26 protein-coding genes are annotated in these 20963 nt (G+C 70.9%); 14 read left to right on the top strand and 12 right to left on the bottom strand.

What is annotated here, in order from left to right; all coding sequences use genetic code 11:
• Positions 1 to 26 precede the first annotated feature (26 nt).
• Positions 27 to 524 carry an outer membrane protein assembly factor BamE domain-containing protein gene (gene bamE / locus V6M57_RS15460; RefSeq protein ID WP_332816127.1) on the bottom strand — a complete coding sequence of 166 codons (498 nt, stop codon included), beginning with the start codon at positions 522 to 524 and terminating at the stop codon, positions 27 to 29.
• 42 nt (positions 525 to 566) lie between these two features.
• Here bamE and V6M57_RS15455 point away from each other — a divergent pair, with 42 nt between their 5' ends.
• The 4 genes from V6M57_RS15455 to V6M57_RS15440 all read left to right on the top strand — a co-directional run bounded on the left by V6M57_RS15455 (position 567) and on the right by V6M57_RS15440 (position 4929).
• Complete coding sequence (locus V6M57_RS15455) at positions 567 to 791, top strand: DUF3460 family protein (RefSeq protein ID WP_332815891.1); 225 nt, start codon at positions 567 to 569, stop codon at positions 789 to 791.
• A 55-nt stretch (positions 792 to 846) separates the two neighbouring features.
• On the top strand, positions 847 to 1644 hold the full coding sequence (locus tag V6M57_RS15450) for a segregation and condensation protein A (protein WP_332816126.1): 798 nt from the start codon (positions 847 to 849) through the stop codon (positions 1642 to 1644).
• Positions 1645 to 1680: 36 nt separating this feature from the next.
• Positions 1681 to 3249, top strand: coding sequence for an L-aspartate oxidase (gene nadB, locus V6M57_RS15445; protein WP_332815890.1), 1569 nt, complete (start codon positions 1681 to 1683; stop codon positions 3247 to 3249).
• A 237-nt stretch (positions 3250 to 3486) separates the two neighbouring features.
• Positions 3487 to 4929: an MFS transporter gene (locus V6M57_RS15440; protein ID WP_332815889.1), complete on the top strand. Its 1443-nt coding sequence runs from the start codon at positions 3487 to 3489 to the stop codon at positions 4927 to 4929.
• A 36-nt stretch (positions 4930 to 4965) separates the two neighbouring features.
• Here V6M57_RS15440 and V6M57_RS15435 read toward each other — a convergent pair whose 3' ends face one another.
• The 3 genes from V6M57_RS15435 to nadC form a co-directional block, all read right to left on the bottom strand.
• Positions 4966 to 5196 (bottom strand): hexameric tyrosine-coordinated heme protein, encoded by a 231-nt coding sequence (locus V6M57_RS15435; RefSeq protein ID WP_332815888.1) that lies wholly within the window; start codon positions 5194 to 5196, stop codon positions 4966 to 4968.
• A 104-nt stretch (positions 5197 to 5300) separates the two neighbouring features.
• The gene (nadA, locus tag V6M57_RS15430; RefSeq protein WP_332815887.1) at positions 5301 to 6419 is read right to left on the bottom strand and encodes a quinolinate synthase NadA; all 1119 of its coding nucleotides are present in this window, start codon (positions 6417 to 6419) and stop codon (positions 5301 to 5303) included.
• Complete coding sequence (gene nadC / locus V6M57_RS15425) at positions 6416 to 7279, bottom strand: carboxylating nicotinate-nucleotide diphosphorylase (RefSeq protein ID WP_332815886.1); 864 nt, start codon at positions 7277 to 7279, stop codon at positions 6416 to 6418. The genes nadA and nadC overlap by 4 nt, the downstream gene beginning before the upstream one ends.
• A gap of 84 nt (positions 7280 to 7363) precedes the next feature.
• On the opposite strand from nadC, the gene V6M57_RS15420 reads away from it, so the two are divergent.
• A complete protein-coding gene (locus V6M57_RS15420; RefSeq protein WP_332815885.1) occupies positions 7364 to 7681 on the top strand; it encodes a thioredoxin family protein in 318 nt (105 codons plus the stop codon).
• A gap of 5 nt (positions 7682 to 7686) precedes the next feature.
• On the opposite strand, the gene V6M57_RS15415 is transcribed toward V6M57_RS15420, so the two are convergent.
• From V6M57_RS15415 to V6M57_RS15395, 5 genes are all read right to left on the bottom strand, one after another.
• Positions 7687 to 8358, bottom strand: coding sequence for a hypothetical protein (locus tag V6M57_RS15415; RefSeq protein WP_332815884.1), 672 nt, complete (start codon positions 8356 to 8358; stop codon positions 7687 to 7689).
• A gap of 87 nt (positions 8359 to 8445) precedes the next feature.
• On the bottom strand, positions 8446 to 9438 hold the full coding sequence (locus tag V6M57_RS15410; protein ID WP_332815883.1) for an NAD(P)H-dependent glycerol-3-phosphate dehydrogenase: 993 nt from the start codon (positions 9436 to 9438) through the stop codon (positions 8446 to 8448).
• Between the two features lie 16 nt (positions 9439 to 9454).
• Positions 9455 to 9919, bottom strand: a complete 465-nt coding sequence (gene secB, locus V6M57_RS15405; protein ID WP_332815882.1) for a protein-export chaperone SecB — start codon at positions 9917 to 9919, stop codon at positions 9455 to 9457.
• Positions 9920 to 10007: 88 nt separating this feature from the next.
• Positions 10008 to 10274, bottom strand: coding sequence for a glutaredoxin 3 (grxC, locus tag V6M57_RS15400; RefSeq protein WP_332815881.1), 267 nt, complete (start codon positions 10272 to 10274; stop codon positions 10008 to 10010).
• Between the two features lie 27 nt (positions 10275 to 10301).
• On the bottom strand, positions 10302 to 10709 hold the full coding sequence (locus tag V6M57_RS15395; protein WP_332815880.1) for a rhodanese-like domain-containing protein: 408 nt from the start codon (positions 10707 to 10709) through the stop codon (positions 10302 to 10304).
• 80 nt (positions 10710 to 10789) lie between these two features.
• Here V6M57_RS15395 and gpmA point away from each other — a divergent pair, with 80 nt between their 5' ends.
• From gpmA to V6M57_RS15380, 3 genes are all read left to right on the top strand, one after another.
• The gene (gene gpmA / locus V6M57_RS15390; RefSeq protein WP_332815879.1) at positions 10790 to 11533 is read left to right on the top strand and encodes a 2,3-diphosphoglycerate-dependent phosphoglycerate mutase; all 744 of its coding nucleotides are present in this window, start codon (positions 10790 to 10792) and stop codon (positions 11531 to 11533) included.
• Positions 11534 to 11757: 224 nt separating this feature from the next.
• Positions 11758 to 13200 carry a S41 family peptidase gene (locus V6M57_RS15385; RefSeq protein ID WP_332815878.1) on the top strand — a complete coding sequence of 481 codons (1443 nt, stop codon included), beginning with the start codon at positions 11758 to 11760 and terminating at the stop codon, positions 13198 to 13200.
• A 124-nt stretch (positions 13201 to 13324) separates the two neighbouring features.
• Positions 13325 to 14077 (top strand): HesA/MoeB/ThiF family protein, encoded by a 753-nt coding sequence (locus V6M57_RS15380; RefSeq protein ID WP_332815877.1) that lies wholly within the window; start codon positions 13325 to 13327, stop codon positions 14075 to 14077.
• Positions 14078 to 14115: 38 nt separating this feature from the next.
• On the opposite strand, the gene V6M57_RS15375 is transcribed toward V6M57_RS15380, so the two are convergent.
• Both V6M57_RS15375 and V6M57_RS15370 read right to left on the bottom strand, forming a co-directional pair.
• Positions 14116 to 16323: an AsmA family protein gene (locus V6M57_RS15375; RefSeq protein WP_332815876.1), complete on the bottom strand. Its 2208-nt coding sequence runs from the start codon at positions 16321 to 16323 to the stop codon at positions 14116 to 14118.
• A 12-nt stretch (positions 16324 to 16335) separates the two neighbouring features.
• Positions 16336 to 16476, bottom strand: a complete 141-nt coding sequence (locus V6M57_RS15370; protein ID WP_332815875.1) for a hypothetical protein — start codon at positions 16474 to 16476, stop codon at positions 16336 to 16338.
• 233 nt (positions 16477 to 16709) lie between these two features.
• Between V6M57_RS15370 and V6M57_RS15365 the strand changes: the two genes are divergently transcribed.
• A complete protein-coding gene (locus V6M57_RS15365) occupies positions 16710 to 17090 on the top strand; it encodes a response regulator (protein ID WP_332815874.1) in 381 nt (126 codons plus the stop codon).
• 6 nt (positions 17091 to 17096) lie between these two features.
• Here the strand turns inward: V6M57_RS15365 and V6M57_RS15360 are convergent, their stop codons facing one another.
• Entirely contained in the window at positions 17097 to 17729 is a 633-nt protein-coding gene (locus V6M57_RS15360) for a response regulator (RefSeq protein ID WP_013902425.1), read from the bottom strand.
• Positions 17730 to 17847: 118 nt separating this feature from the next.
• Between V6M57_RS15360 and V6M57_RS15355 the strand changes: the two genes are divergently transcribed.
• The 5 genes from V6M57_RS15355 (at position 17848) to V6M57_RS15335 (ending at position 20959) form a co-directional block, all read left to right on the top strand.
• Positions 17848 to 19206, top strand: coding sequence for a CHASE3 domain-containing protein (locus V6M57_RS15355; RefSeq protein WP_332815873.1), 1359 nt, complete (start codon positions 17848 to 17850; stop codon positions 19204 to 19206).
• A 195-nt stretch (positions 19207 to 19401) separates the two neighbouring features.
• Entirely contained in the window at positions 19402 to 19704 is a 303-nt protein-coding gene (locus tag V6M57_RS15350) for a hypothetical protein (protein WP_332815872.1), read from the top strand.
• A gap of 9 nt (positions 19705 to 19713) precedes the next feature.
• On the top strand, positions 19714 to 20094 hold the full coding sequence (locus V6M57_RS15345) for a phage holin family protein (RefSeq protein WP_332815871.1): 381 nt from the start codon (positions 19714 to 19716) through the stop codon (positions 20092 to 20094).
• On the top strand, positions 20091 to 20552 hold the full coding sequence (locus V6M57_RS15340) for a hypothetical protein (RefSeq protein WP_332815870.1): 462 nt from the start codon (positions 20091 to 20093) through the stop codon (positions 20550 to 20552). Before V6M57_RS15345 ends, V6M57_RS15340 begins: the two co-directional genes overlap by 4 nt.
• A gap of 83 nt (positions 20553 to 20635) precedes the next feature.
• Positions 20636 to 20959 carry a BON domain-containing protein gene (locus V6M57_RS15335; protein WP_332815869.1) on the top strand — a complete coding sequence of 108 codons (324 nt, stop codon included), beginning with the start codon at positions 20636 to 20638 and terminating at the stop codon, positions 20957 to 20959.
• Positions 20960 to 20963 lie beyond the last annotated feature (4 nt).

Genomic DNA, 20963 nt, shown 5'->3' with positions numbered 1-20963 from the left:
ATCCCCGGCGTCGCCGGGATGGCCCGTCAGCGGCTCGGCCCGCCGCGGTTCTCCGGCGCCTCCGGATCCGGCCCGGTGGTCGTCCGCACCACCCGGTAGTCCCGGTCGAACCACACCGTGAACACCATGGACGTGTTGGGCATCTGCATCCAGCGCCAGTCCCAGGCCTCTTCTGCCTTGAGGGCGTAGGGTGTCTTCTTCGCCGGCTTGCCCAGCATGCGGCGCACCTGCTCCATGGCCATGCCCGGCTGCACTTTCGCGAACGTGGCCGGGTTCAGCACCTGCCGCAGCGCACTCATCTTCCCGTCCGGGGCTATGGTGATCATGTAGTTCTCGTGCCCCGCCGGGTTGCGGTTGTATTCCAGGGTGCGGGCGCCGCCCGGCTCGTCCCAGACGTTCTCGGGGGCGCCGAACTGCGCGCGCACGTCGGCCTCGGTGGACACGCCCTCCTCGAGCTTTTCGATGCGGCGCTGGTCGCAGCCGGCCAGTGGCAACAGGGCGAGCAGGGCGGCGAGGAATCCCATGGAGGCGCGCAGGTAAAATCGGGCGTTCACCGCGCACAGTCTATGTCCAAGTTGCTCCGCATCTTCCGCCGGCCGGACTACCAGTCCGACGTCACCCAGTTCATCGAAGGGCTCAAGGAGCAGCGGCCGCACATCGAGGCGCAGCAGCGCGCCGGCCGCGCGCTGCTGTGGGACAAGCACATCGACCGGGACGCGCTCGCCGAATGGAAGCAGGCGCGCGTGCGGCCCAACCCCTACGTCTACTACGGCAGGGCCGGCAAGTTCTGAAGTGGCAAACAGCAGCGAGGCCCTGCCGCAACCCGCTGCGCCGGAGGTGCCCGGCATGCCCGAGGTGGTCGACCAGGTCGCGCTCGCGCGCCTGTACGGCGAGCCGCTGTTCGCCCTGCCCACCGACCTGTACATCCCGCCCGACGCACTGGAGGTGTTCCTCGAGGCCTTCGAGGGCCCGCTGGACCTGCTGCTGTACCTGATCCGCAAGCAGAACTTCAACATCCTCGACATCCCGATGGCGGCGGTGACCCGCCAGTACCTGCAGTACGTCGAGGAGATCCGCTCGCGCAACCTGGAGCTGGCCGCCGAGTACCTGCTGATGGCGGCCATGCTGATCGAGATCAAGTCGCGCATGCTGCTGCCGCCGCGCAAGGCGGCGGAAGGGCAGGAGCCGGAGGATCCCCGTGCCGAGCTGGTGCGTCGCCTGCTGGAGTACGAGCAGATGAAGCTCGCCGCGGCGCGCCTGAACGAGCTGCCGCAGGCCGGGCGCGACGTGCTGCGCGCGCAGGTGTACATCGAGCAGTCGCTGCAGCCGCGCTTCCCGGACGTCCAGGTCGCCGACCTGCAGGAGGCCTGGCACGACATCCTCAGGCGCGCGAAGCTGGTGCAGCACCACCGGATCTCGCGCGAGGAGCTCTCGGTCCGCGAGCACATGAGCATCGTGTTGCGCAAGCTGCAGGGCCGCCGCTTCGTGCCGTTCGAGGACCTGTTCGACCCCGCTCGCGGCGTGCCGGTGCTGGTGGTCACTTTCATCGCGACGCTGGAACTGGCCAAGGAGACGCTGATCGAGCTGACCCAGGCCGAGGCCTTCGCGCCGATCTACGTGCGGCTCGCGTACCAGGCGGCATGAGATGCTGCTGGACCCCGCCCGCCTGACACCGAACGCATGAACTCCCTCGACTTCGACGTCGTCATCGTCGGCAGCGGCCTGGCCGGGCTGTCGGCGGCGCTGCACCTGGCGCCCACGCACCGGGTTGCCGTGATCACCAAGCGCGCCCTGGCCGACGGCTCCAGCGGCTGGGCCCAGGGCGGCATCGCCGCCGTGCTGGCCGAGGGCGACAGCTTCGACTCGCACGTGGACGACACGCTGGTGGCCGGCGCCGGCCTGTCCGATCCGGCGGCCACCCGCTTCGTGGTCGAGCACGCGCCGGAGAGCATTTCCTGGCTGCGCGAGCTGGGCGTGCCCTTCTCCCAGGAGAACGGCCAGCTGCACCTGACGCGCGAGGGCGGCCACAGTGCGCGCCGCATCGTGCACGTGACCGATGCCACCGGCGCCGCCGTGCAGCAGACGCTGATCGAGCACGTGCGCCGTACCCCCAACATCAGCCTGTTCGAGCACCACACGCTGGTGGACCTGATCACCAGCCGGCGCATCGGCCAGGCGCCGCCGCGCTGCCTGGGTGCGTACGCGCTGGACGAACGGGCCGACCGGGTGCTCACCTTCCGCGCCCCGCACACCATCCTGGCCACCGGCGGGGCCGGCAAGGTCTACCTGTACACCACCAACCCCGACACCGCCACCGGCGACGGCATCGCGGCGGCGTGGCGGGCCGGCTGCCGGGTGACGAACATGGAGTTCATCCAGTTCCACCCGACCTGCCTGTACCACCCGCTGGTCAAGAGCTTCCTGATCACCGAGGCGGTGCGCGGCGAAGGCGGCCGCCTGCTGCTGCCGGACGGCACCCGCTTCATGCCGCAGCACGATGCGCGCGCCGAACTGGCGCCGCGCGACATCGTGGCCCGCGCCATCGACTTCGAGATGAAGAAGCACGGCCTGGACTGCGTCTACCTGGACATCTCGCACCAGCCGCCCGAATTCGTGCGCGAGCACTTCCCCACCATCCACGCGCGCTGCCTGGAGCTGGGCATCGACATCACGCGCGAGCCGATCCCGGTGGTGCCGGCGGCGCACTACACCTGCGGCGGTGTGCACGGCGACCTGGCCGGCCGCACCGACCTGCCCGGCCTGCATGCCATCGGCGAGACCGCCTACACCGGCCTGCACGGCGCCAACCGGCTGGCCAGCAACTCGCTGGTCGAGTGCATGGTGTTCGCCCGGGCCGCCACGCGCGACATCCAGGCCACGCCGCTGCCGCCCGTGCCGCAGCTGCCGGCCTGGGACGTCAGCCAGGTCACCGACCCCGACGAGTCGGTGGTGATCTCGCACAACTGGGACGAGCTGCGCCGCTTCATGTGGGACTACGTGGGCATCGTCCGCACCAACAAGCGGCTGGAGCGCGCGGCCCACCGCATCCGGCTGCTGCAGGAAGAGATCCAGGAGTTCTACGCCAACTTCCACGTCAGCCGCGACCTGCTGGAGTTGCGCAACCTGGTGACCGTGGCCGACCTGATCGTGCGCTCGGCCCAGTCCCGCCACGAGAGCCGCGGCCTGCATTTCAGCCGCGACTACCCGCAAACGGCGCCGGTGGCCCGGCCGACCACGCTGGTGCCCTGAGGGCCCGCCGGCGCGCGGGGCATATGCCCAGCCCTGTCATTGCGGCCTCGAGCCGCAATCCATCACCCGGGCGCTGAACACGCGCTCGCGTTCGCCGGGGGTGGGAGGTCGATTCCGGCTTTCGCCGGAATGACTCTGGAATCCGGCGGACGACACCTGCGCCTGTCGTTGCGGCCTCGAGCCGGCCACCCCTCCTGCCTGGACCCATCCAGCCGGCTTTTCCGACATAGTGGCGGCGTGCTCCGCAGCGACATCCCCGCCCGCCTCGATCGCCTGCCCTGGTCGCGCTGGCACTGGAAGCTGGTTCTGGCGCTGGGCGTGGCCTGGGTGCTGGACGGGCTCGAGGTCACCATCGTCGGCTCGCTCGGCGGCGTGCTGGAGCGGCCCGATACGCTGGCCATGACCGCCGCCCAGATCGGCTGGAGCGGCTCGCTGTACGTCGGCGGCGCGGTGATCGGCGCCCTCGTGTTCGGCCGGTTGGCCGACCGGGTCGGGCGCAAGCGCCTGTTCCTGGTCACGCTGGCGGTGTACATGCTCGCGACGGTGGCGACGGCGTTCTCCACCGGCTTCGCCAGCTTCGCCGCCTGCCGCTTCGCCACGGGCCTGGGCATAGGCGGCGAGTACGCCGCCATCAACTCGGCGATCGACGAGCTGATCCCGGCCCGGGTGCGCGGCCGCGTCAACCTGGCCATCAACGGCAGCTTCTGGATCGGTGCGGCACTGGGCGCCCTGCTGAGCCTGGTGCTGCTGGATGCGCGCGTGCTGGGCCCGGAACTGGGCTGGCGCGCCGCCTTCCTGCTGGGCGCCGTGATGGCCGTGGCCATCCTGCTGGTGCGCCGGCACGTGCCCGAGAGCCCGCGCTGGCTGCTCGCGCACGGCCACCCGCAGGAAGCCGAACGCGTCGTCGCCGGCATCGAGGCGGCGGTGCACGGCGGCAGCGCCGCCACGGCGCCGGCCCGGACCTTGCCGCCGCCGGCGCGGCGCGCCACCGTGCCCAGCCTGGGCGAGATCGCGCACGTGCTGCTGCGCCGCTACCCGCAGCGCAGCGCCGTGGTGCTGGCGCTGATGGTGTCGCAGGCCTTCTTCTACAACGCCATCTTCTTCACCTACGCGCTGGTGCTCACCCGCTTCTACGACGTGGACGCGGCGCGCGTGGGCCTGTTCATCTTCCCGTTCGCCGCCGGCAACGTGCTGGGGCCGCTGCTGCTGGGGCCGCTGTTCGACCACGTCGGCCGGCGCCGCATGATCGCAGCGACGTATGCGCTGTCGGGCATCGGCCTGGCGCTCACCGACATCGGCTTCGTCGCCGGCACGCTGGACGCCGTGGGCCAGACGCTGGCCTGGTCGGCGGTGTTCTTCCTCGCTTCGGCCGCCGCCAGTTCGGCCTACCTCACGGTCAGCGAGGTCTTCCCGCTGGAGATGCGGGCGATCGCGATCTCGATCTTCTATGCCGTGGGCACCGCGGTCGGCGGCTTTGCCGCTCCGGCGCTGTTCGGCGCCCTGATCGAGACCGGGAGCCGCGCCAACGTCTTCGTCGGCTACGTGATCGGCGCCGCGCTGGTGCTGGTGGCGGCCGTCATCGCCCTGCGCTGGGGCGTGGACGCCGAGCGCAGGCCGCTGGAGGAAGTGGCGCCGCCGCTGGGGCTGCGCCCCCGGGAGCGGCCGCCGCCCAGCGACTGAACCGCCACACCGTCCCGGCGCGACGAGCCCGGTTCGTCAGGCGCGCCAGTAGTTGTTCGCAGCCGCGACGGTCTGGAAATTGATCGCCACCACCTGCGAGGCGGCGGTCAGCCCCTCGGCCGACTCGGCGTACTCGGCGCGCAGCCGCTTGAGCGTGTCCGTGTCCGGCTGGGTATAGCGCACCCCACGGCGGCTCAACGTGAGCGCCAGCTCGAAGCCCTCCTGGGGGGTGGCGGTGATCAGGGCAGCAAGCCAGACGTCGGCCATGTCGCAAGTCCTTTCGTTGACGGAAGGGACAAGGTAGCACCGACGGTGCCGGCAGCCGCCGTCGCCTCGCCAAAGGCCCGACAGCGGCCGGGTTGATCGGCGGCTCAGGCCGCGCCGATCTCCGGTACCAGCGCACCCGCCGGCTGGCCGTTCTTCAGCGCCGCGGTGAAGGTCAGCATGCGGTCGATCGGCAGCCGGGCGCGCACGCCGATGGCAGGGTCGACCAACACCTCGTTGGCGCCGGTCTCCAGCACGCGGGCGACGCCGGCCAGCCCGTTCATCGCCATCCAGGGGCAGTGCGCGCAGCTCTTGCAGGTGGCGCTGTTGCCCGCCGTGGGCGCTTCGTAGAACACCTTGCCGGGATTGAGGGTGCGCAGCTTGTGCATCATCCCCTTGTCGGTGGCGACGATGAATTCCCTGGCGTCCATCTCGCGCGCGGCCTTCAGGATGGCGGAGGTGGACCCCACGGCATGGGCCAGGGCCACCACGTCGGCGGGCGATTCGGGATGCACCAGCACCTTGGCGCCGGGATGCTCCTTGAGCATCGCCTCCAGCTCGAAGGCCTTGAACTCGTCGTGCACGATGCACGAGCCGTTCCAGAACACCATGTCGGCGCCGGTCTGGCGCTGGATGTAGCCGCCCAGGTGGCGGTCGGGCGCCCACAGGATCCTGTGGCCCTTGTCCTTGAGCGCGGACACGATGTCCAGCGCGCAACTGGACGTGACCAGCCAGTCCGAGCGCGCCTTCACGGCGGCGCTGGTGTTGGCATAGACGACCACCGTGCGGCCGGGGTGCTGGTCGCAGAAGGCGCTGAATTCCGTGATCGGGCAGCCCAGGTCGAGCGAACAGGTGGCGTCCAGGTCGGGCATCAGCACGCGCTTTTCCGGCGACAGGATCTTGGCCGTCTCGCCCATGAAGCGCACGCCGGACACCACCAGCGTCTGGGCGGGGTGGTCGCGGCCGAAGCGGGCCATCTCCAGCGAGTCGCTGACGATGCCGCCGGTTTCCTCCGCCAGGTCCTGCAGGTCCGGGTGCACGTAGTAGTGCGACACCATGACCGCGTTGCGCTCCTTCAGCAGGCGCTTGATGCGGGCCCTGAGATCCACCCGCTCGGCCGGGGTGGGCTCCGGCGGCACGCGCGCCCAGGCGTGCCGGGTGTCGCACGTGTCGCCGACCGGCTGCTCGTACTCGACGTCCTTGATGGGAATCACGACCGGGTTCATCCGATTTCCTGCAGGCGCATGGAATAGTCCGTGGCCTTCACGTCCTTGGTCAGCGCCCCGATGGAGATGCGGTCGACCCCGGTTTCTGCAAGCTCGCGCACCCGCTCCAGTGTCACGCCACCGGAGATTTCCAGCACCGCACGGCCGGCATTCAGGCGCACCGCCTCGCGCAGCATGGGCAGGTCCATGTTGTCGAGAAGGACCATCTTCGCGCCGGCTTGCAGCGCCTCCTGCAGCTGGGCCAGGGTCTCGACCTCGATCTCGACGAATGCGGCGGCGGCCGCCAGCCCGGCCGCCGCGCGCAGCACGGGCCCGACCCCGCCGGCCGCCGCGATGTGGTTTTCCTTGATCAGCACGGCGTCGTGCAGGCCGATGCGGTGGTTGGTGCCGCCGCCGGTGCGCACCGCGTATTTCTGGGCCAGCCGCAGGCCCGGCAGGGTCTTGCGGGTGTCCACGATGCGCGCGCGGGTGCCGCGCACGGCTTCGACGTAGGTGGCGGTGCGGGTGGCCACGGCGCTGAGCAGTTGCAGGAAGTTCAGCGCCGTGCGCTCGGCCGTGAGCAGCGCACGCGCGCTGCCCTCGATCTCGGCCACCACCTGGCCGGCCGCGCTGCACTGCCCTTCGCCGACGTGCCAGCGGATCGCCGCACCCGGCTCGAGCTGGTGGACGGCCGCGTCCACCCAGGGGGCGCCGCACACCACGGCGGCCTCGCGCGCGAGGATGCGGGCCCGGGCCCGGCCCTGCGCCGGCACCAGCGCCGCGGTGAGGTCGCCCGCACCGACGTCCTCGGCGAGCGCGCGCGCCGCATCCTGGCGCGCCAGCTCGGCCACTGCGGCGGGGCTGAAATCGAATCGATGCATGCGGTCGAGCATAGCCGGATCGCCATGCCTGGGTCGGCACCGAGGCTGACGCCGGTCAAGCGCGCCGCACAGGACAATCGTGGCATGGAAACGAGCTATTCGGAGCAGGCGCCGACCCGGGCCGAAGTGGACGCCTGGCAGGGTCCGGCGCTGCTGGATTTCGGCACCGACTGGTGCGGCTGGTGCCGCGGTGCGCAGCCGAAGATCGCACAGGCCATGGCCGCGCATCCGGGCGTGCGCCACGTCAAGGTGGAAGACGGCAGCGGCCGCCGGCTCGGCCGTTCGTTCGGCGTGAAGCTGTGGCCCACGCTGGTGTTCCTGCGCGACGGGCAGGAAGTGACCCGGCTGGTGCGGCCGGCGGACGCCGAGGCGATCCGCCGGGCCCTGGAGCAGATCGCCTGAGCCCGTCAGTCGGCCGCGAAGCAGTACATCAGCCCCGCTCCGCCCGTGCTGTTCAGGGCCGGCAGGCTGCAGCCGGACGTGCCGTGCGAGGAATTCCAGGACACGTTCGCCACCGGGTCCGGGTTGGTGCCGTCGCGGTCGTGGTGCCCGACGATGGCCGAGCCGGTGTCGCCGCTGGTCCAGTTGCGGCAGGTGGTGTCATTGGCCGCGGTCGACGCGCGGCCATCGGGCGTGGAGCCGGTCAGGATGTCGTGCATGTTGGGCGTGTCGCCGCGGCCGTTCACCACCGTGCCCTTCTCCGTCAGCGAAGTCTGCTTGCCCAGCCGGTTGCCGCTGCCGTGCAGGTCGGCCACGCTGGAGGCGACCTGCACGCCCTTGGCGTTGAGCCACGGTCCGGAGCCGATGCGGTCGCGCGCGTTCACCACGGCGCCGCCGCCGGCGGCGGTCGTGCTCAGGTAGGCGCGCCAGGTGCGCTGGCCCGCCCCCGCCGCGGTGGCCAGCGCCTGGCAATGCCGGTCGGCGCCGGCCAGCCCCCCCAGGTTCGCCCCCTGGCCCGGGTTCGCGCTGGTGATGAAGAAGCCCATCGGATTGGCGGACCGGGTCGGGTCGGACGTGCAGGCGACCAGCAGGCCCGAAGCCAATGCGGCGAGCGCCAGCGTGGGGACGGTGCGGTTCATGGGCGAACTCCTGGAAGTTGGTCTTGGACTTCCAAGCTAACCGAGGGTGCATGACCGTTCAAGCTGGGCCGTTGGCGCCGGCCTGGGCTACTGCCAGGGCATTTCGGCTGCGGGATCGCGCCCCATCAGGCGCGACACGGCCTGGTCCGGCGCCAGGCGGCCGTCCAGCAATTCCACCACGCTCTCCGCGATCGGCATTTCGACCTGCAACTGCCGCGCGCGTGCCACCACCGTGCGGGCGCTGTACACGCCTTCGGCCACGTGCCCGAGCGAATCCAGCGCCTGCTGCAGGCCGTGGCCCCGGCCCAGCATCAGGCCGACCTGGCGATTGCGGCTGAGGTCGCCGGTGGCCGTGAGGACCAGGTCGCCCAGCCCGGACAGGCCCATGAAGGTCTGCGCGCGCGCGCCCAGCGCGACACCCAGCCGCGTCATTTCGGCCAGGCCGCGCGTGACCAGCGCCGCGCGGGCATTGAAGCCCAGCGACAGGCCGTCGCACAGGCCGGTGGCAATGGCCAGCACGTTCTTGACTGCGCCGCCGACCTCGGCGCCGGCGATGTCGTCGTTGCCGTAGACGCGCAGCGCGGGGCCATGGAAGGCCGCGACCAGGGCGTCGCGCACCGCCCCGTGGGCGCTGGCGGCGACCAGCGCCGTGGGCTGCCCGCGGGCCACTTCCAGGGCGAAGCTGGGGCCGGTCAGCACGCCGCCCGCCAGGCGGGGGGCGACCTCGGCCTGGATCTCATGCCCGAGCAGGCCGCCGGCCGCCTCGAAGCCCTTGCAGAGCCAGATGACGGGGACGCTGCAGCCCGCCAGGGCCTGCAGCATCGACCGCAGCCCGGCCATCGGCGTCGCCACGACCACCAGCTCCTGGCTGGCCGCCAGTTCAGCCGGTGCGGGCCCGCAGACGACCCGCAACGGCGCCGGAAGCGGCACCCCCGGCAGGTAGCGGCGGTTCTCGCGCTGCTGCTGCAAGGCCTGCACCTGGGCCGCGTCGCGCGCCCACAGGGTGACCTGGTGCCGGTCGCACACGCTCGCGGCCAGCGCGGTGCCCCAGGCGCCGGCGCCGAGCACGAGCAGCTTCACGGCCGCGGCTCCGCGCTCACGCGGTGGTGATGATGGAAGGGGTCTGTTCCTGCTGCAGCTGGGCCTGCTGCTGCTCGTACATGGCCTGGAAGTTGATTTCGGCCAGGTGCACCGGCGGGAAGCCGGCCCGGTTGACGATGTCGGCCACGTTGCCGCGCAGGTAGGGATACACGATCTGCGGGCAGGCGATGCCCAGGATGGCGCTCATCTGCTCGCCCGGCACGTTGCGGATCTCGAAGATGCCGCCCTGCTTGACCTCGACCAGGAACACCGTGCGGTCCTTGATCTTGGTGGTCACCGTGGCGGTGACGCAGACTTCGTAGATGCCTTCCACCGCCTGTGCGGCCTCCACGCCGAGCTGGATGTCGACCGAGGGCTGCTCCTGCTCGAGCAGGATGGCGGGCGAATTGGGCTGTTCGAGCGAGGCCTCCTTGAGGTACACGCGCTGGATCTGGAAGACGGGGTCCTGGGTGTCGGCCATGGTGTGTGCTTTCGTTTCGTGCAAAGGAAAGGCCCGCCGGGTGCAACCGAAGCGGGCCGATGCGGGTGATGGGGCGGATTATCTCAGGTCAGTCCGCCGCGCCATTGAGCAGGGGCACGAGGCCGCCGCGGCCGTCCAGTGCCATCAGGTCGTCGCAGCCGCCCACGTGGGTGTCGCCGATGAAGATCTGCGGCACGGTGCGCCGCCCGGTGATCTCCATCATGCGCAGCCGCTCCTGCGGCTGGGCGTCCACGCGGATCTCGTTGATGCTCTCCACCCCGCGCGCCTTGAGGATCTGCTTGGCCCGGATGCAGTACGGGCAGACGGCGGTGGTGTACATGGTGACGGGTTGCATGCGGTGGTCTGGGTGCACTCGGTCGGATCAGGCCTTTTCGAGGGGCAGGTTAGCGTCTTTCCACGCCTTCAGTCCGCCGGCCAGCACTTGGGCCTTGTCGTAGCCGAGTTTTTTCGCCACGCCCAGTGCGCGGTTGGCGCGCGCACCGCTGGCACACACCAGCAGCACCGGCAGCGCCTTGTTCTTCACCGCATCGGGCAGGCGCTGCTCGAGCTGGTTCAGCGGGATGTGCCGCGCACCGCCGATGTGGCCCTGGGCGAACTCGTCCGCCTCGCACACGTCCACCACCACCGCCTTTTCGCGGTTGATCAGCTGCACCGCCTGGGTGGCCGACAGGCCGCCCCGCGCGCCGCCCTGCACCATGGGCCACAGCAGCAGGGCGCCGGAGGCGAACGCCACCGCAAACAGCACCCAGTTGTTGATTACGAAGTCCATCTGTTCCTTGCCTGCGCCCCCCGCGGGCGCAAACCAGGGATTCTAGAATCCCGCCTTTTGCCCGGACCCTGGAACCCGCCATGTACAAGCTCGTGCTGGTTCGCCACGGCGAATCGACCTGGAACCTCGAAAACCGCTTCACCGGCTGGACCGACGTGGACCTCACGCCCGCCGGGGTGGAGCAGGCCAAGGCGGCCGGCCGCCTGCTGCGCGCCGAGGGCTACGAGTTCGACATCTGCCACACCAGCGTGCTCAAGCGCGCCATCCACACGCTCTGGCACTGCCTGGACGAGATGGACCGGCAGTGGCTGCCCACGGTCAAGTCCTGGCGCCTGAACGAGCGCCACTACGGCGCCCTGCAGGGCCTGAACAAGGCCGAGACGGCGAAGAAGTTCGGCGACGAGCAGGTGCTGGTCTGGCGCCGCAGCTACGACGTGCCGCCGCCGGCGCTGGAGCCGGGCGACCCGCGCAGCGAGCGCAGCGACCCGCGCTATGCCCGCCTGGCCGCGGGAGAGGTGCCCCTGACCGAGTGCCTGAAGGACACGGTGGCGCGCGTGCTGCCGTTCTGGAACGAGGCCATGGCGCCGGCCATCCGGTCCGGCAAGCGGCTGCTGGTGTCGGCCCACGGCAACTCGATCCGGGCGCTGGTCAAGTACCTGGACGGCATCCCGGACGCGGACATCGTGGGCCTGAACATCCCGAACGGGATTCCGCTGGTGTACGAGCTCGGTGGCGACCTGCGGCCGATCCGGCACTACTACCTGGGGGACGCCGAGGCCGCCGAGAAGGCCGCCGCGGCGGTGGCGCGGCAAGGCAAGGCCTGAACGAGCGCCATCCCGGCGAAGATCCATCTCCCGTCCGTCCGATGCAATGGCCAGGCGGCCGTTCCGGGCGCAGGGGATGGATGGCGGCTCGAGGCGCCCGGCTGGCTCAGCCGTTAGGGCTTTTTGCACGGGTGGCGGCGCTCTTCCGGAACCCGGGGGTAAGCGCGGCGTCATAGTGTCTTCTCAGGTGTATATTGAATCGTCGAGAGGACTTCAGGTTTCGCATGCGACACAAACTCAAGATTGCCGGCTGGGTCTCCGTGGGGGCATTGGCCGGCGCCCTGACCACGGTTTCGCTGCAGACCGTCGCCCGCGGCTCGCTGGCCCCCCTGCCGCTGGAGGAGCTGCAGCAGCTCGCCGCCGTCTTCGGCATGGTCAAGAGCGACTACGTCGAGCCGGTCGATGACGGCAAGCTGATCACCGACGCCATCTCCGGCATGGTGGCGAGCCTCGACCCGCACTCGCAGTACTTCGACAAGAAGTCGTTCAAGGAATTCCGCGAAGGCACCTCCGGGCGCTTCGTCGGCGTGGGCATCGAGATCACCCAGGAGGACGGGCTGGTCAAGGTGGTCTCGCCGATCGAGGGCTCCCCGGCCTTCCGCGCCGGCCTCAAGACCAACGACCTGATCACCAAGATCGACGACACCATGGTCAAGGGCCTGACCCTGTCCGAGGCCGTCAAGCGCATGCGCGGCGAGCCCGGCGCCAAGGTCACGCTGACCATCTTCCGCAAGGACGAGAACCGCAGCTTCCCGGTCACCATCACCCGCGAGGAGATCAAGACGGTCTCCGTCAAGGGCAAGGTGGTCGAGCCGGGCTACGGCTGGATCCGGCTGTCGCAGTTCCAGGAGCGCACGGTCGAGGACTTCGTGCGCAAGGTCGAAGAGATCTACAAGGCCGACCCGAACCTCAAGGGCCTGGTGCTGGACCTGCGCAACGACCCCGGCGGCCTGCTGGACGCCGCGGTGGCGGTCTCCGCAGCCTTCCTGCCGGAGGACGTGACCGTGGTCTCCACCAACGGCCAGTTGCCCGAGAGCAAGTTCGTCTACAAGGCCTCGCCGGAGTTCTACCAGCGCCGCGCCGGCCCCGATCCGCTGCGCCGCCTGCCGGCCGCGATCAAGAACGTGCCGCTGGTGGTGCTGGTCAACGAAGGCTCGGCCTCGGCCAGCGAGATCGTCGCCGGCGCCCTGCAGGACCACAGGCGCGCCATGATCCTGGGCAGCCAGACCTTCGGCAAGGGCTCGGTGCAGACCGTGCGCCCGCTCGGCCCCGACACCGGCCTGAAGCTGACCACGGCGCGCTACTACACGCCCAGCGGCAAGTCGATCCAGGCGCGCGGCATCGTGCCGGACGTGCTGATCGACGAAAGCGAGGAGGGCAACCTGTTCTCGCTGCTGCGCACCCGCGAGGCCGACCTCGAGAAGCACCTGGGCAACGGCCAGGGTCCCGAGGTGAAGGATCCAGCCCTGGAAAAGCGCCGGGAGGAGGCGCGCAAGCGCGCCGAAGAGGAAGCCCGCAAGCCGGTGTCGGAGCGCAAGCTGCCCGAGTACGGCGTGCTGGACAAGGACTTCCAGCTCGTGCAGGCGCTCAACCAGCTCAAGGGCCGCCCGGTGCTGGTGAGCAAGACGCAGGTGATCGAGAGCAAGGACGAGAAGAAGGCGCAGTGAGGGTGGCGAGGCAGGCTCCTGCCTCCGCTGCCGCGCGCTGCCGCACGCGAGCCGCCAGGGATGGAATCCCGGCTTCCGCCGGGAAGACATCGGGCGGCTTTTCTCTCGCGGCCACAATCCGCCCATGACCGACGACGAGCTGCTTCGCTATTCCCGGCACATCCTGCTGGAGGAAATCGGCGTCGAGGGCCAGGAGAAGCTGGCGCGCAGCCATGCGCTCGTGATCGGAGCGGGCGGCCTGGGCTCGCCGGCCGTGCTGTACCTCGGCACTGCGGGGGTCGGCCGCATCACGCTGGTGGACCACGACCACGTGGACCTGACCAACCTGCAGCGCCAGGTCGCGCATGCGATGGACCGGCTCGGCCAGCCCAAGGCCCGGTCGGCCCGGGTGGCGGTGGCGTCGCTGAACCCGCACGTGCGGGTCGAGCCCGTGGTCGCACACGCCGACGCCGCGCTGCTCGACCAGCTGGTGCCGCAGGCCGACGTGGTGCTGGACTGCTGCGACAACTTCGCCACCCGCCAGGCCGTCAACGCCGCCTGCGCGCGCCACCGCAAGCCGCTGGTCTCGGGCGCCGCCATCCGCTTCGACGGCCAGGTGGCGGTGTACGACACGCGCGACGCGGCGTCGCCCTGCTACGCCTGCCTGTTCCCGCCCGACAGCGCGCCGGAGGAAACCCGCTGCGCCACGCTGGGCGTGTTCGCGCCGCTGGTGGGCATCGTCGGCTCCACCCAGGCGGCCGAGGCCCTGAAGCTGCTGTGCGGCATCGGCCCCTCGCCGGCCGGCCAGTTGCTGATGCTGGATGCGCGCAGCATGGAATGGAGCCGCATGCGCACGCCGCGCCGCCCGGGCTGTCCGGTGTGCGGGGGAAGGGGCTAGGGGCTAGGGGCTAGGGGCTAGGGGCTAGGGGCTAGGGGCTAGGGAACGACCGGCTTGCCGGGGCTGCCGATCCCGGCCGCATCGGCGGCCTGGGACGGCGTGCGTGCCGCCGGCCGGCCGGCTGGCTGTGCGCCGGTTTCGGCCGATGGCTTGCCATTGCCGGCATTCGCCGGGCCCGCGCCCATCCTCCGCCCCTCGTCCCCTGCCTTGCCTGCGGCCGTCGGGCCCTTGTCCAGCCGGGCCTCGGCGCGCGGCGCGGCAACCGAGCGCAGCGTGGCCGCGCAGTTCGCGTCCTGGCCCGGCCCGGTCTCGATGGTGGCCGCCAGCGCCAGCAGCGGGTTGATCGCGCCCAGCGCGATGGCCAGCCCGGCACGCCCGGCCAGCGCCCCCTTGTCCAGGCCCACGTCGGGCGAGCCGAAAGCCCCCTCGATGTGCAGCGGCGAGCGCAGGCTCAGGATGCTGGTGTCCTTGGGAGAGGGCCGGATCACGATGTCCATGCGCTCGCGCGCCAGGTCGATGCTGCCGCCGCCGTGGAAGATCGTGTCGTCGGTGTCCAGGATGAACGCGCGGGCGGTCATGAGCCCGTCCTCCACGTCGAACGAGGTGGCCGCGCAGCGCAGCTGCACCCGGTCGTCGCCCCGGACCAGGAACTTCATGATCTCGGCGCCATCGAGGCCGGCGAATTCCAGCAGGAGGTTGCTGATCTGGCCCTTGCCCATCAGCAGCGCCAGGTGGCCGTCGGCGCTGGCCAGCAGCTGCGCCACCGAGCGGCCGCGCGCCGTCAGGTCGAGCTGGCCCTGGATCTTGCCGAAGCTGTTGCGCACCGATTCCGACCGCGGGACCAGCCGGCTCAACTCGAGCGATCGGGCATCCAGCCGGGTCTGCACCGCCACCGGCTGCGCATTGGCGTCGATGCGCAGGGTGCCGGCCAGCCGCCCGCCCGCCACCCCCAGGTCCAGCGGGTCCAGCACCAGCACGCCGTCCTGCAGCCGCACCTGCACGCCCATGCGGTCCAGTGGCAGGCCCTTCGCATTGACCACCCGGGCGGCGTCGACGCGCACGTTCGCGTTCATGGCTTGCAGGCGGCTGGCGTCCAGCGGTGCGGCCGGCAGGATCTTGCGGCCGCGATCCTGCGGCGCGTTGCCGTTCCCGCGGCGGTCGGCCCCGGCCCCTTGCTGCGCCTTCGGCTGCGCGGGCGCACCGCGCTCGCGCTCGTCCAGCCCGATCACCGGCGCCAGGTCCTCGAAGTCCAGGGTGTGCGACTGCAGCCGGCCGGCCAGCAGGGGCCTGGCACCGGAGCGGTCGAAGGACAGGTCCCCCTTCATGTCGGTCCGGCCGAGCGTGGCGTCGATCCCGCGCACGTGCCAGGTCCCGCCCTCCTTGGACAGCCGACCCGCGACGGCGTAGCGCGGCGTGTCGGGCAGGGTCACGCCCACCAGCCGGTAGATCTCCGCGAGGTTGGGACCCTGCAGCCGGAAATCCACGTTGGCGCCATCCAGGCTGGCCACGCTGCCGCTGGCCTGCAGCCGGGTGTTGCCGGTGCTGGCCTGCACCTGCGCCGGAAACGGCTGCTGCAGCGGCTCGCTCAGGTACAGCACGTCCCCGGTGCGGCCGACCGCGCGGAAGGGCTGGTCGCGCCAGCGGCCCTGCGCCTCGAAGCGCAGCGGCATGGGCGGGCCCGCCCGCGCACCAGCCGCGCCTTGCCCCGGCTCGATCGCAAAGGTGGTGCGGATGTCGGCGCCGTGCTGCCGCGCCACGTAGTGCAGCGAGCCCTCGTCCACCAGCAGCGCGCCGATCGCCGGCACGTTCTTCTCGTCCGAGGTATCGCCCCCCAGCGCCCACGTCCGTCGGCCATCCGGCTCGATCTGCAGCCCCAGTTGCGGCCGGGTGAGGCGCACCGAAGGCAGGATGATCTCGCGGCGAAAGAGCAAGGGGAGCAGCCGCACGGCGACTTCGGCGCGCTCCGCCCTGACCAGGTAGGGGTCCTGCGCCCAATCCGGATTGGCGAATTCGACCCCCTCCATCAGCACGCGCGTGGTGCGGCCGACCTTCACGTCCAGGTGCTGCGTGATCGCGAAGTGGCGGCCGGTCTTCTCGCTCACGTAGCGGTTGATCGGGCCGCGCAGCAGGTCCCAGGGGAACAGTGCCACCCCGATCGCCAGCGCGGCGAGGACCACGCCGGCCACCCCGAGCAGCTTCGACCAGCGCCGCGAGCGCAAGGGATGCGGGCGCGCGGCGGTGCCCATGGCATCAGGCCGTCATCGCCCGCCGCCCGTGGGAGTCGCCACTGCGGGCGCGATCAGGGAATGCCCGGCGTCGACCGGCTCGCCGAGCGCGACCAGCGCAGCCGCGGCCAGGGTGCCGAAGAAGATCATGAGGGTGTCGAGGACCAGCTTCATGGCCTTGGATGGGTCGTACTGCGTGCGATGCGGGCTTGAACCGCGAGCAGTGTGGTGGCTGAGGATGGCCGCCACGGTCAGCACCCTGCGTGAGGTCCTGTCGTCCGGTGCCTACACCGACACCGGTAGGAGCGCTCCTACGGCCGTGCTTGCCGCGCGGCCCCACAATCGACAGGGCCGGCGGGCCATGGCGCGGCGGCACCGCTGTCCGGCCGAGCCGATGCCTGTCGCCTGTGGAACTGAAAGCCTTCATCGTCGAAGACAACGCCACCATCCGCGAGAACCTGATCGGCGCGCTGGAGGAGCTGGCCGCCATCAAGGTGCTCGGGTGGGCGGAGGCGGAGAACGACGCCCGGGCCTGGCTCACGCAGCCGGGCGCGACATGGGATCTGGCCATCGTGGACCTGTTCCTCAAGCAGGGCAGCGGGCTGGGCATCCTGGATGCGCTGCGCGGGCGGCGCCCCGGCCAGCGGGTGGTGGTGCTCTCGAACTACGCGACCACCGACATGCGCAAGCGCTGCTCGCAACTGGGAGCCGACGCCGTGTTCGACAAGTCCAACGAAATCGATGCGCTGATCGACTACTGCATGCAGCAGTCGCATGCGCGCGCGTGAGGCGCTTCAGTCGATCAACTTGTTCTTCAGCGCGTAGTACGTGAGGTCGCTGTTGGAGGCCAGGCTCATCTTCTCCATCAGGCGCGTGCGGTAGGTGCTGACGGTCTTGACACTGAGCGACAGTGCCTTGGCGATGTCGCCCGCGGTCTCGCCCTTGGCGAGCTTGAGGAACACCTGGAACTCGCGCTCGGAGAGCTGCTCGTGCGGTGCCCCGCCTTCCTTGCGATTGAGCTGCTGCGCGAGCAGCTCCGCCACCGCGGGCGAGATGTAGCGGCGGCCCAGCGCGATGGTGCGGATCGCGTTGACGATCTCCATCGGCTCGCACTCCTTGTTCAGGTAGCCGCTGGCGCCCTGGCGGATCAGGTTCATCGCGTAGTGCTCCTCCGGATAACCCGAGAGGATCAGGATGCCGACGTCCGGTGCCTTCGCGCGGATCATGCCGAGCGCGTCGATGCCGCTCTGGCCCGGCATCGACAGGTCCATCACCAGCACGTCGAGCTCGGTGGTGCGCACCAGGTCGATGGCTTCGCGGCCGCTGGCGGCTTCGCCGACCACACGCAGGTCGACTTGCTCGGAGAAGAACTGCTTCAGTCCCGAGCGGACGATCGCGTGGTCATCCACAATGCCGACTTTGATCATGTGTGTTCACTTTCCCGTGCCAGTTCGCTTGCGCCATTGTGGCCCAAGGCGGAAATGAAATGGCCTACCCTTCAGCCATGATTATTCCGGGGATCATTGTTACCGGGTGCGCGCGCACGTGAAAGTCAAGCACTCGAAAAGACTACCCGCCACCGCGATCAGCCTGCTTCTCGCGCTGCTCGCGGCCGTGGCGCTGATCGGCATCAACGAGGCCGGCTACAGCCGCTCGCACGCCGAGCTGGACAGCATGGCGCGCGAGGTGCAGGCGCGCACGGCCATCAACCGGCTGCTGCAGCTGGTGGTCGACGCCGAGACCGGGTCGCGCGGCTTCCTGCTGACCGGCGACCCGCGTTACCTGGAGCCCTACAACGCCGCCGTGGCCGAGATCGGCCAGGGGCTCGAGCGGCTGCGCCAGGCGTATGCGGTCGCGCCGGAGGAGTCGGTGATCATCGGCCAGCTCACCCGCAACGTGCAGCGCAAGCTGGCCGAGATGGACCTGACGGTGCGCATGCGCAAGGAGGGCAAGGAGGACACCTGGAAGTTCGTGCTGCTCAGCGACGTGGGCAAGGAGCAGATGGACGCCATCCGCGAGCAGGCCGGCCGGCTGATCCAGTCGACCGGGCTGCGCATCGAAGCCAGCCGCGACCAGGTGGGCGCGTCGCTGCTGTATGCGCGCATCGGCGTCGCCCTGGCCGCCGTGGCGGCACTGCTCGCGTTCTGGCTCTACCTGCGCCAGACCACCGCACTCCAGGCCGCCGACGAGAAGCAGCAGCGCGCCCTGGAGCAGGAGCGCGACCTGCTGGAGCGCCAGGTGCGCGAGCGCACCGCCACCCTGGCCGAACTGGCCACCCACCTGCAGCAGGTTCGCGAGGAAGAGCGCGGCCACCTGGCGCGCGAGCTGCACGACGAGCTGGGCGCCCTGCTCACCGCCGCCAAGCTGGACGTCGCGCGGCTGAAGTCGCGGCTGGAGGGCCAGCCGCCGGAGGTGGGGCAGCGCCTGAAGCACCTGACCGAGACGCTCAACAGCGGCATCGCGCTGAAGCGCCGCATCATCGAGGACCTGCGCCCCTCGGCGCTGTCCAACCTGGGGCTCACCGCGTCGCTGGAAATCCTGACGCGCGAATTCGCCGAGCGTTCCGGCGTCGACGTGGCCGCGAGCCTCGAGCCGGTGGAGCTGGACGAGTCGGACCAGCTCACGGTCTACCGGCTCGTGCAGGAATCGCTCACCAACATGGCCAAGTACGCGCAGGCCCGGCACGCCGAGGTGAGCGTGCATGGCTACGAGGGCCATGTCGAAGTCGCGGTCAAGGACGACGGCCGGGGCTTCGACCCGGCGCAGGCGCGCCCTTCCACCCATGGGCTGGCCGGCATGCGGCACCGGGTCGAGGCCGCCGGCGGGCGGCTGACCGTCAGCACGCGCCCGGGCGAAGGCACCCGGGTGGCCGCCGTGCTGCCGCGCCGGCCGCGGCACGCCTGAAAAGCGCCCGAACGGCCGTAGTCCCATTCCTACGGGCCGCCGCCTTGCCTGCCGACAGCCGGTCACGCTCGCGGCTGATCAGCCATGGCTGACTTGGCCGCTTACGCTCTGTTCTCGCCGGCGCTCTCCGCAGCAGCGCACGCGACGGCGCCGCGTCCGGCCGCGGCGGACAACCACGAACGAGAGGACACTTTCATGGCCTACAGCAGCAGATCGCTCCATGCCGGAGCCGCCCAGCCATCCTTTGCCGACGATGCGCGGGAGAAGATGCGCGAGATGCGCTACGGCGCGCAGGACCTCGCCAGCCGCGGCATGACGGCCGTGGGCGAGACGGCCAGCGCCGCCCAGGAACGCCTCGGGCGCTATGCCGGCGCCACCGGCCGCTACGTGACGGAGCAGCCGGTCAAGTCGGCGCTGATCGCCGCTGCCGTCGGCGCGGCGGTCGCCGCGATCGTGATGGTCGCGCGCAGCCGCCGTCACAGCCGCTACTACTACTGACGCGGCCGCATGAGCCTGGTGCATCCGCTCTTCTCGGTGCTGGTGAGCCGGCCCGAGCTGGTCATGGACCACGTGGCCGGCTATGCGGCGCTGGCGCAGGAGGAGGCCACCTCCATGGGCACCGAGGTGGGCAAGCGCGCGATCGCCTGGGCCGCCTGCGGCGTCTGCGCCGTGGTGTTCGTGCTGCTCGCCGGGGTGGCGGTCATGCTCGGCGCGGTGACCGAAAGCTTTCATTGGGCGCTGCTGCTGGTGCCCGCCGTGCCGCTGGCCGGCGCGGGGGTGGCCTGGGTCGTCGCGCGCAGGCAGTTGCCGGCGCGCGCCTTCGCCGAACTGCGCGCGCAGCTCGATGCGGACGTGCAGGCGCTGCGCACGCTCGGGGGGCGCCCGTGAGCGCCGGCAGCGACCGCCTGGAACGCAGCCGGCTCGCCATCCTCGAACACATCCACCGCAAGGAGGTGCGCCGCCACGGCCCACCCCCGGACGATCGCGCCCCCCCGGCTGCGGCGGCTGCCGAAGGCACCGGGACGCCGCGGGCGCGCCGCGCCGGACCGGGCTGGTACCGGGCGGCCCAGGACGTCGCGGACGGCTGGTGGCGCTACCACCCCGCCCACATGGCGCTGGACCTGGCGCGCCCGGCGCTCGCGGCCTATGCGCGCCGCAAGCCGGTGCAGTACCTCGGCGTGGCCGCGCTCGCCGGGGCGGCGCTGTTCTTCCTGCGCCCCTGGAAGCTGATTTCGGTCACGGGCGTGCTGCTGGCGATCGTGAAGTCGCCGCAGCTGGCGTCGGTCGTGATGCAGGCCCTGTCGGTCTCGCACGACCCGCGCGACGAGGAACCGGTGCCCGAATGAACGCGCGCGGGCCGGCAGGGTGCGGCCGGCCCGCGGCGAGCAGCAAGCGTCGCACCGGACCACCAGGACAAGGGGAAAACAGGATGAAGCAGTATGCACGGGCCCTGGCCATCGCCGCGCTGGCCGGCGCCACCCTCGTGGCCAGCGGCTGCGCGGTGGTGCGCGGCCAGGAAAGCGCCGGCGCCTACGTCGACGATGCCGCCACGACCACGGCCGTGAAGGCGCGCTTCGTGGAGGACAAGACGGTCGATGCCGGGGCCATCAAGGTCGAGACCCTCAAGGGCACGGTGCAGCTGTCGGGTTTCGCCAAGTCCAACGCGGAGAAGGCGCAGGCCGAATACCTGGCACGCAACACCAAGGGCGTGCGCGCGGTCCGCAACGACATCATCGTGCGCCCGGGCGGCTGAACGC

Origin of the sequence: Ramlibacter sp., assembly GCF_036676645.1 — a bacterium.
In the GTDB taxonomy this organism is placed as follows: domain Bacteria; phylum Pseudomonadota; class Gammaproteobacteria; order Burkholderiales; family Burkholderiaceae_C; genus Ramlibacter.
The sequence above is the reverse complement of the archived record's forward strand: the minus strand, read 5'-3'. Positions and strand labels throughout refer to the sequence as shown.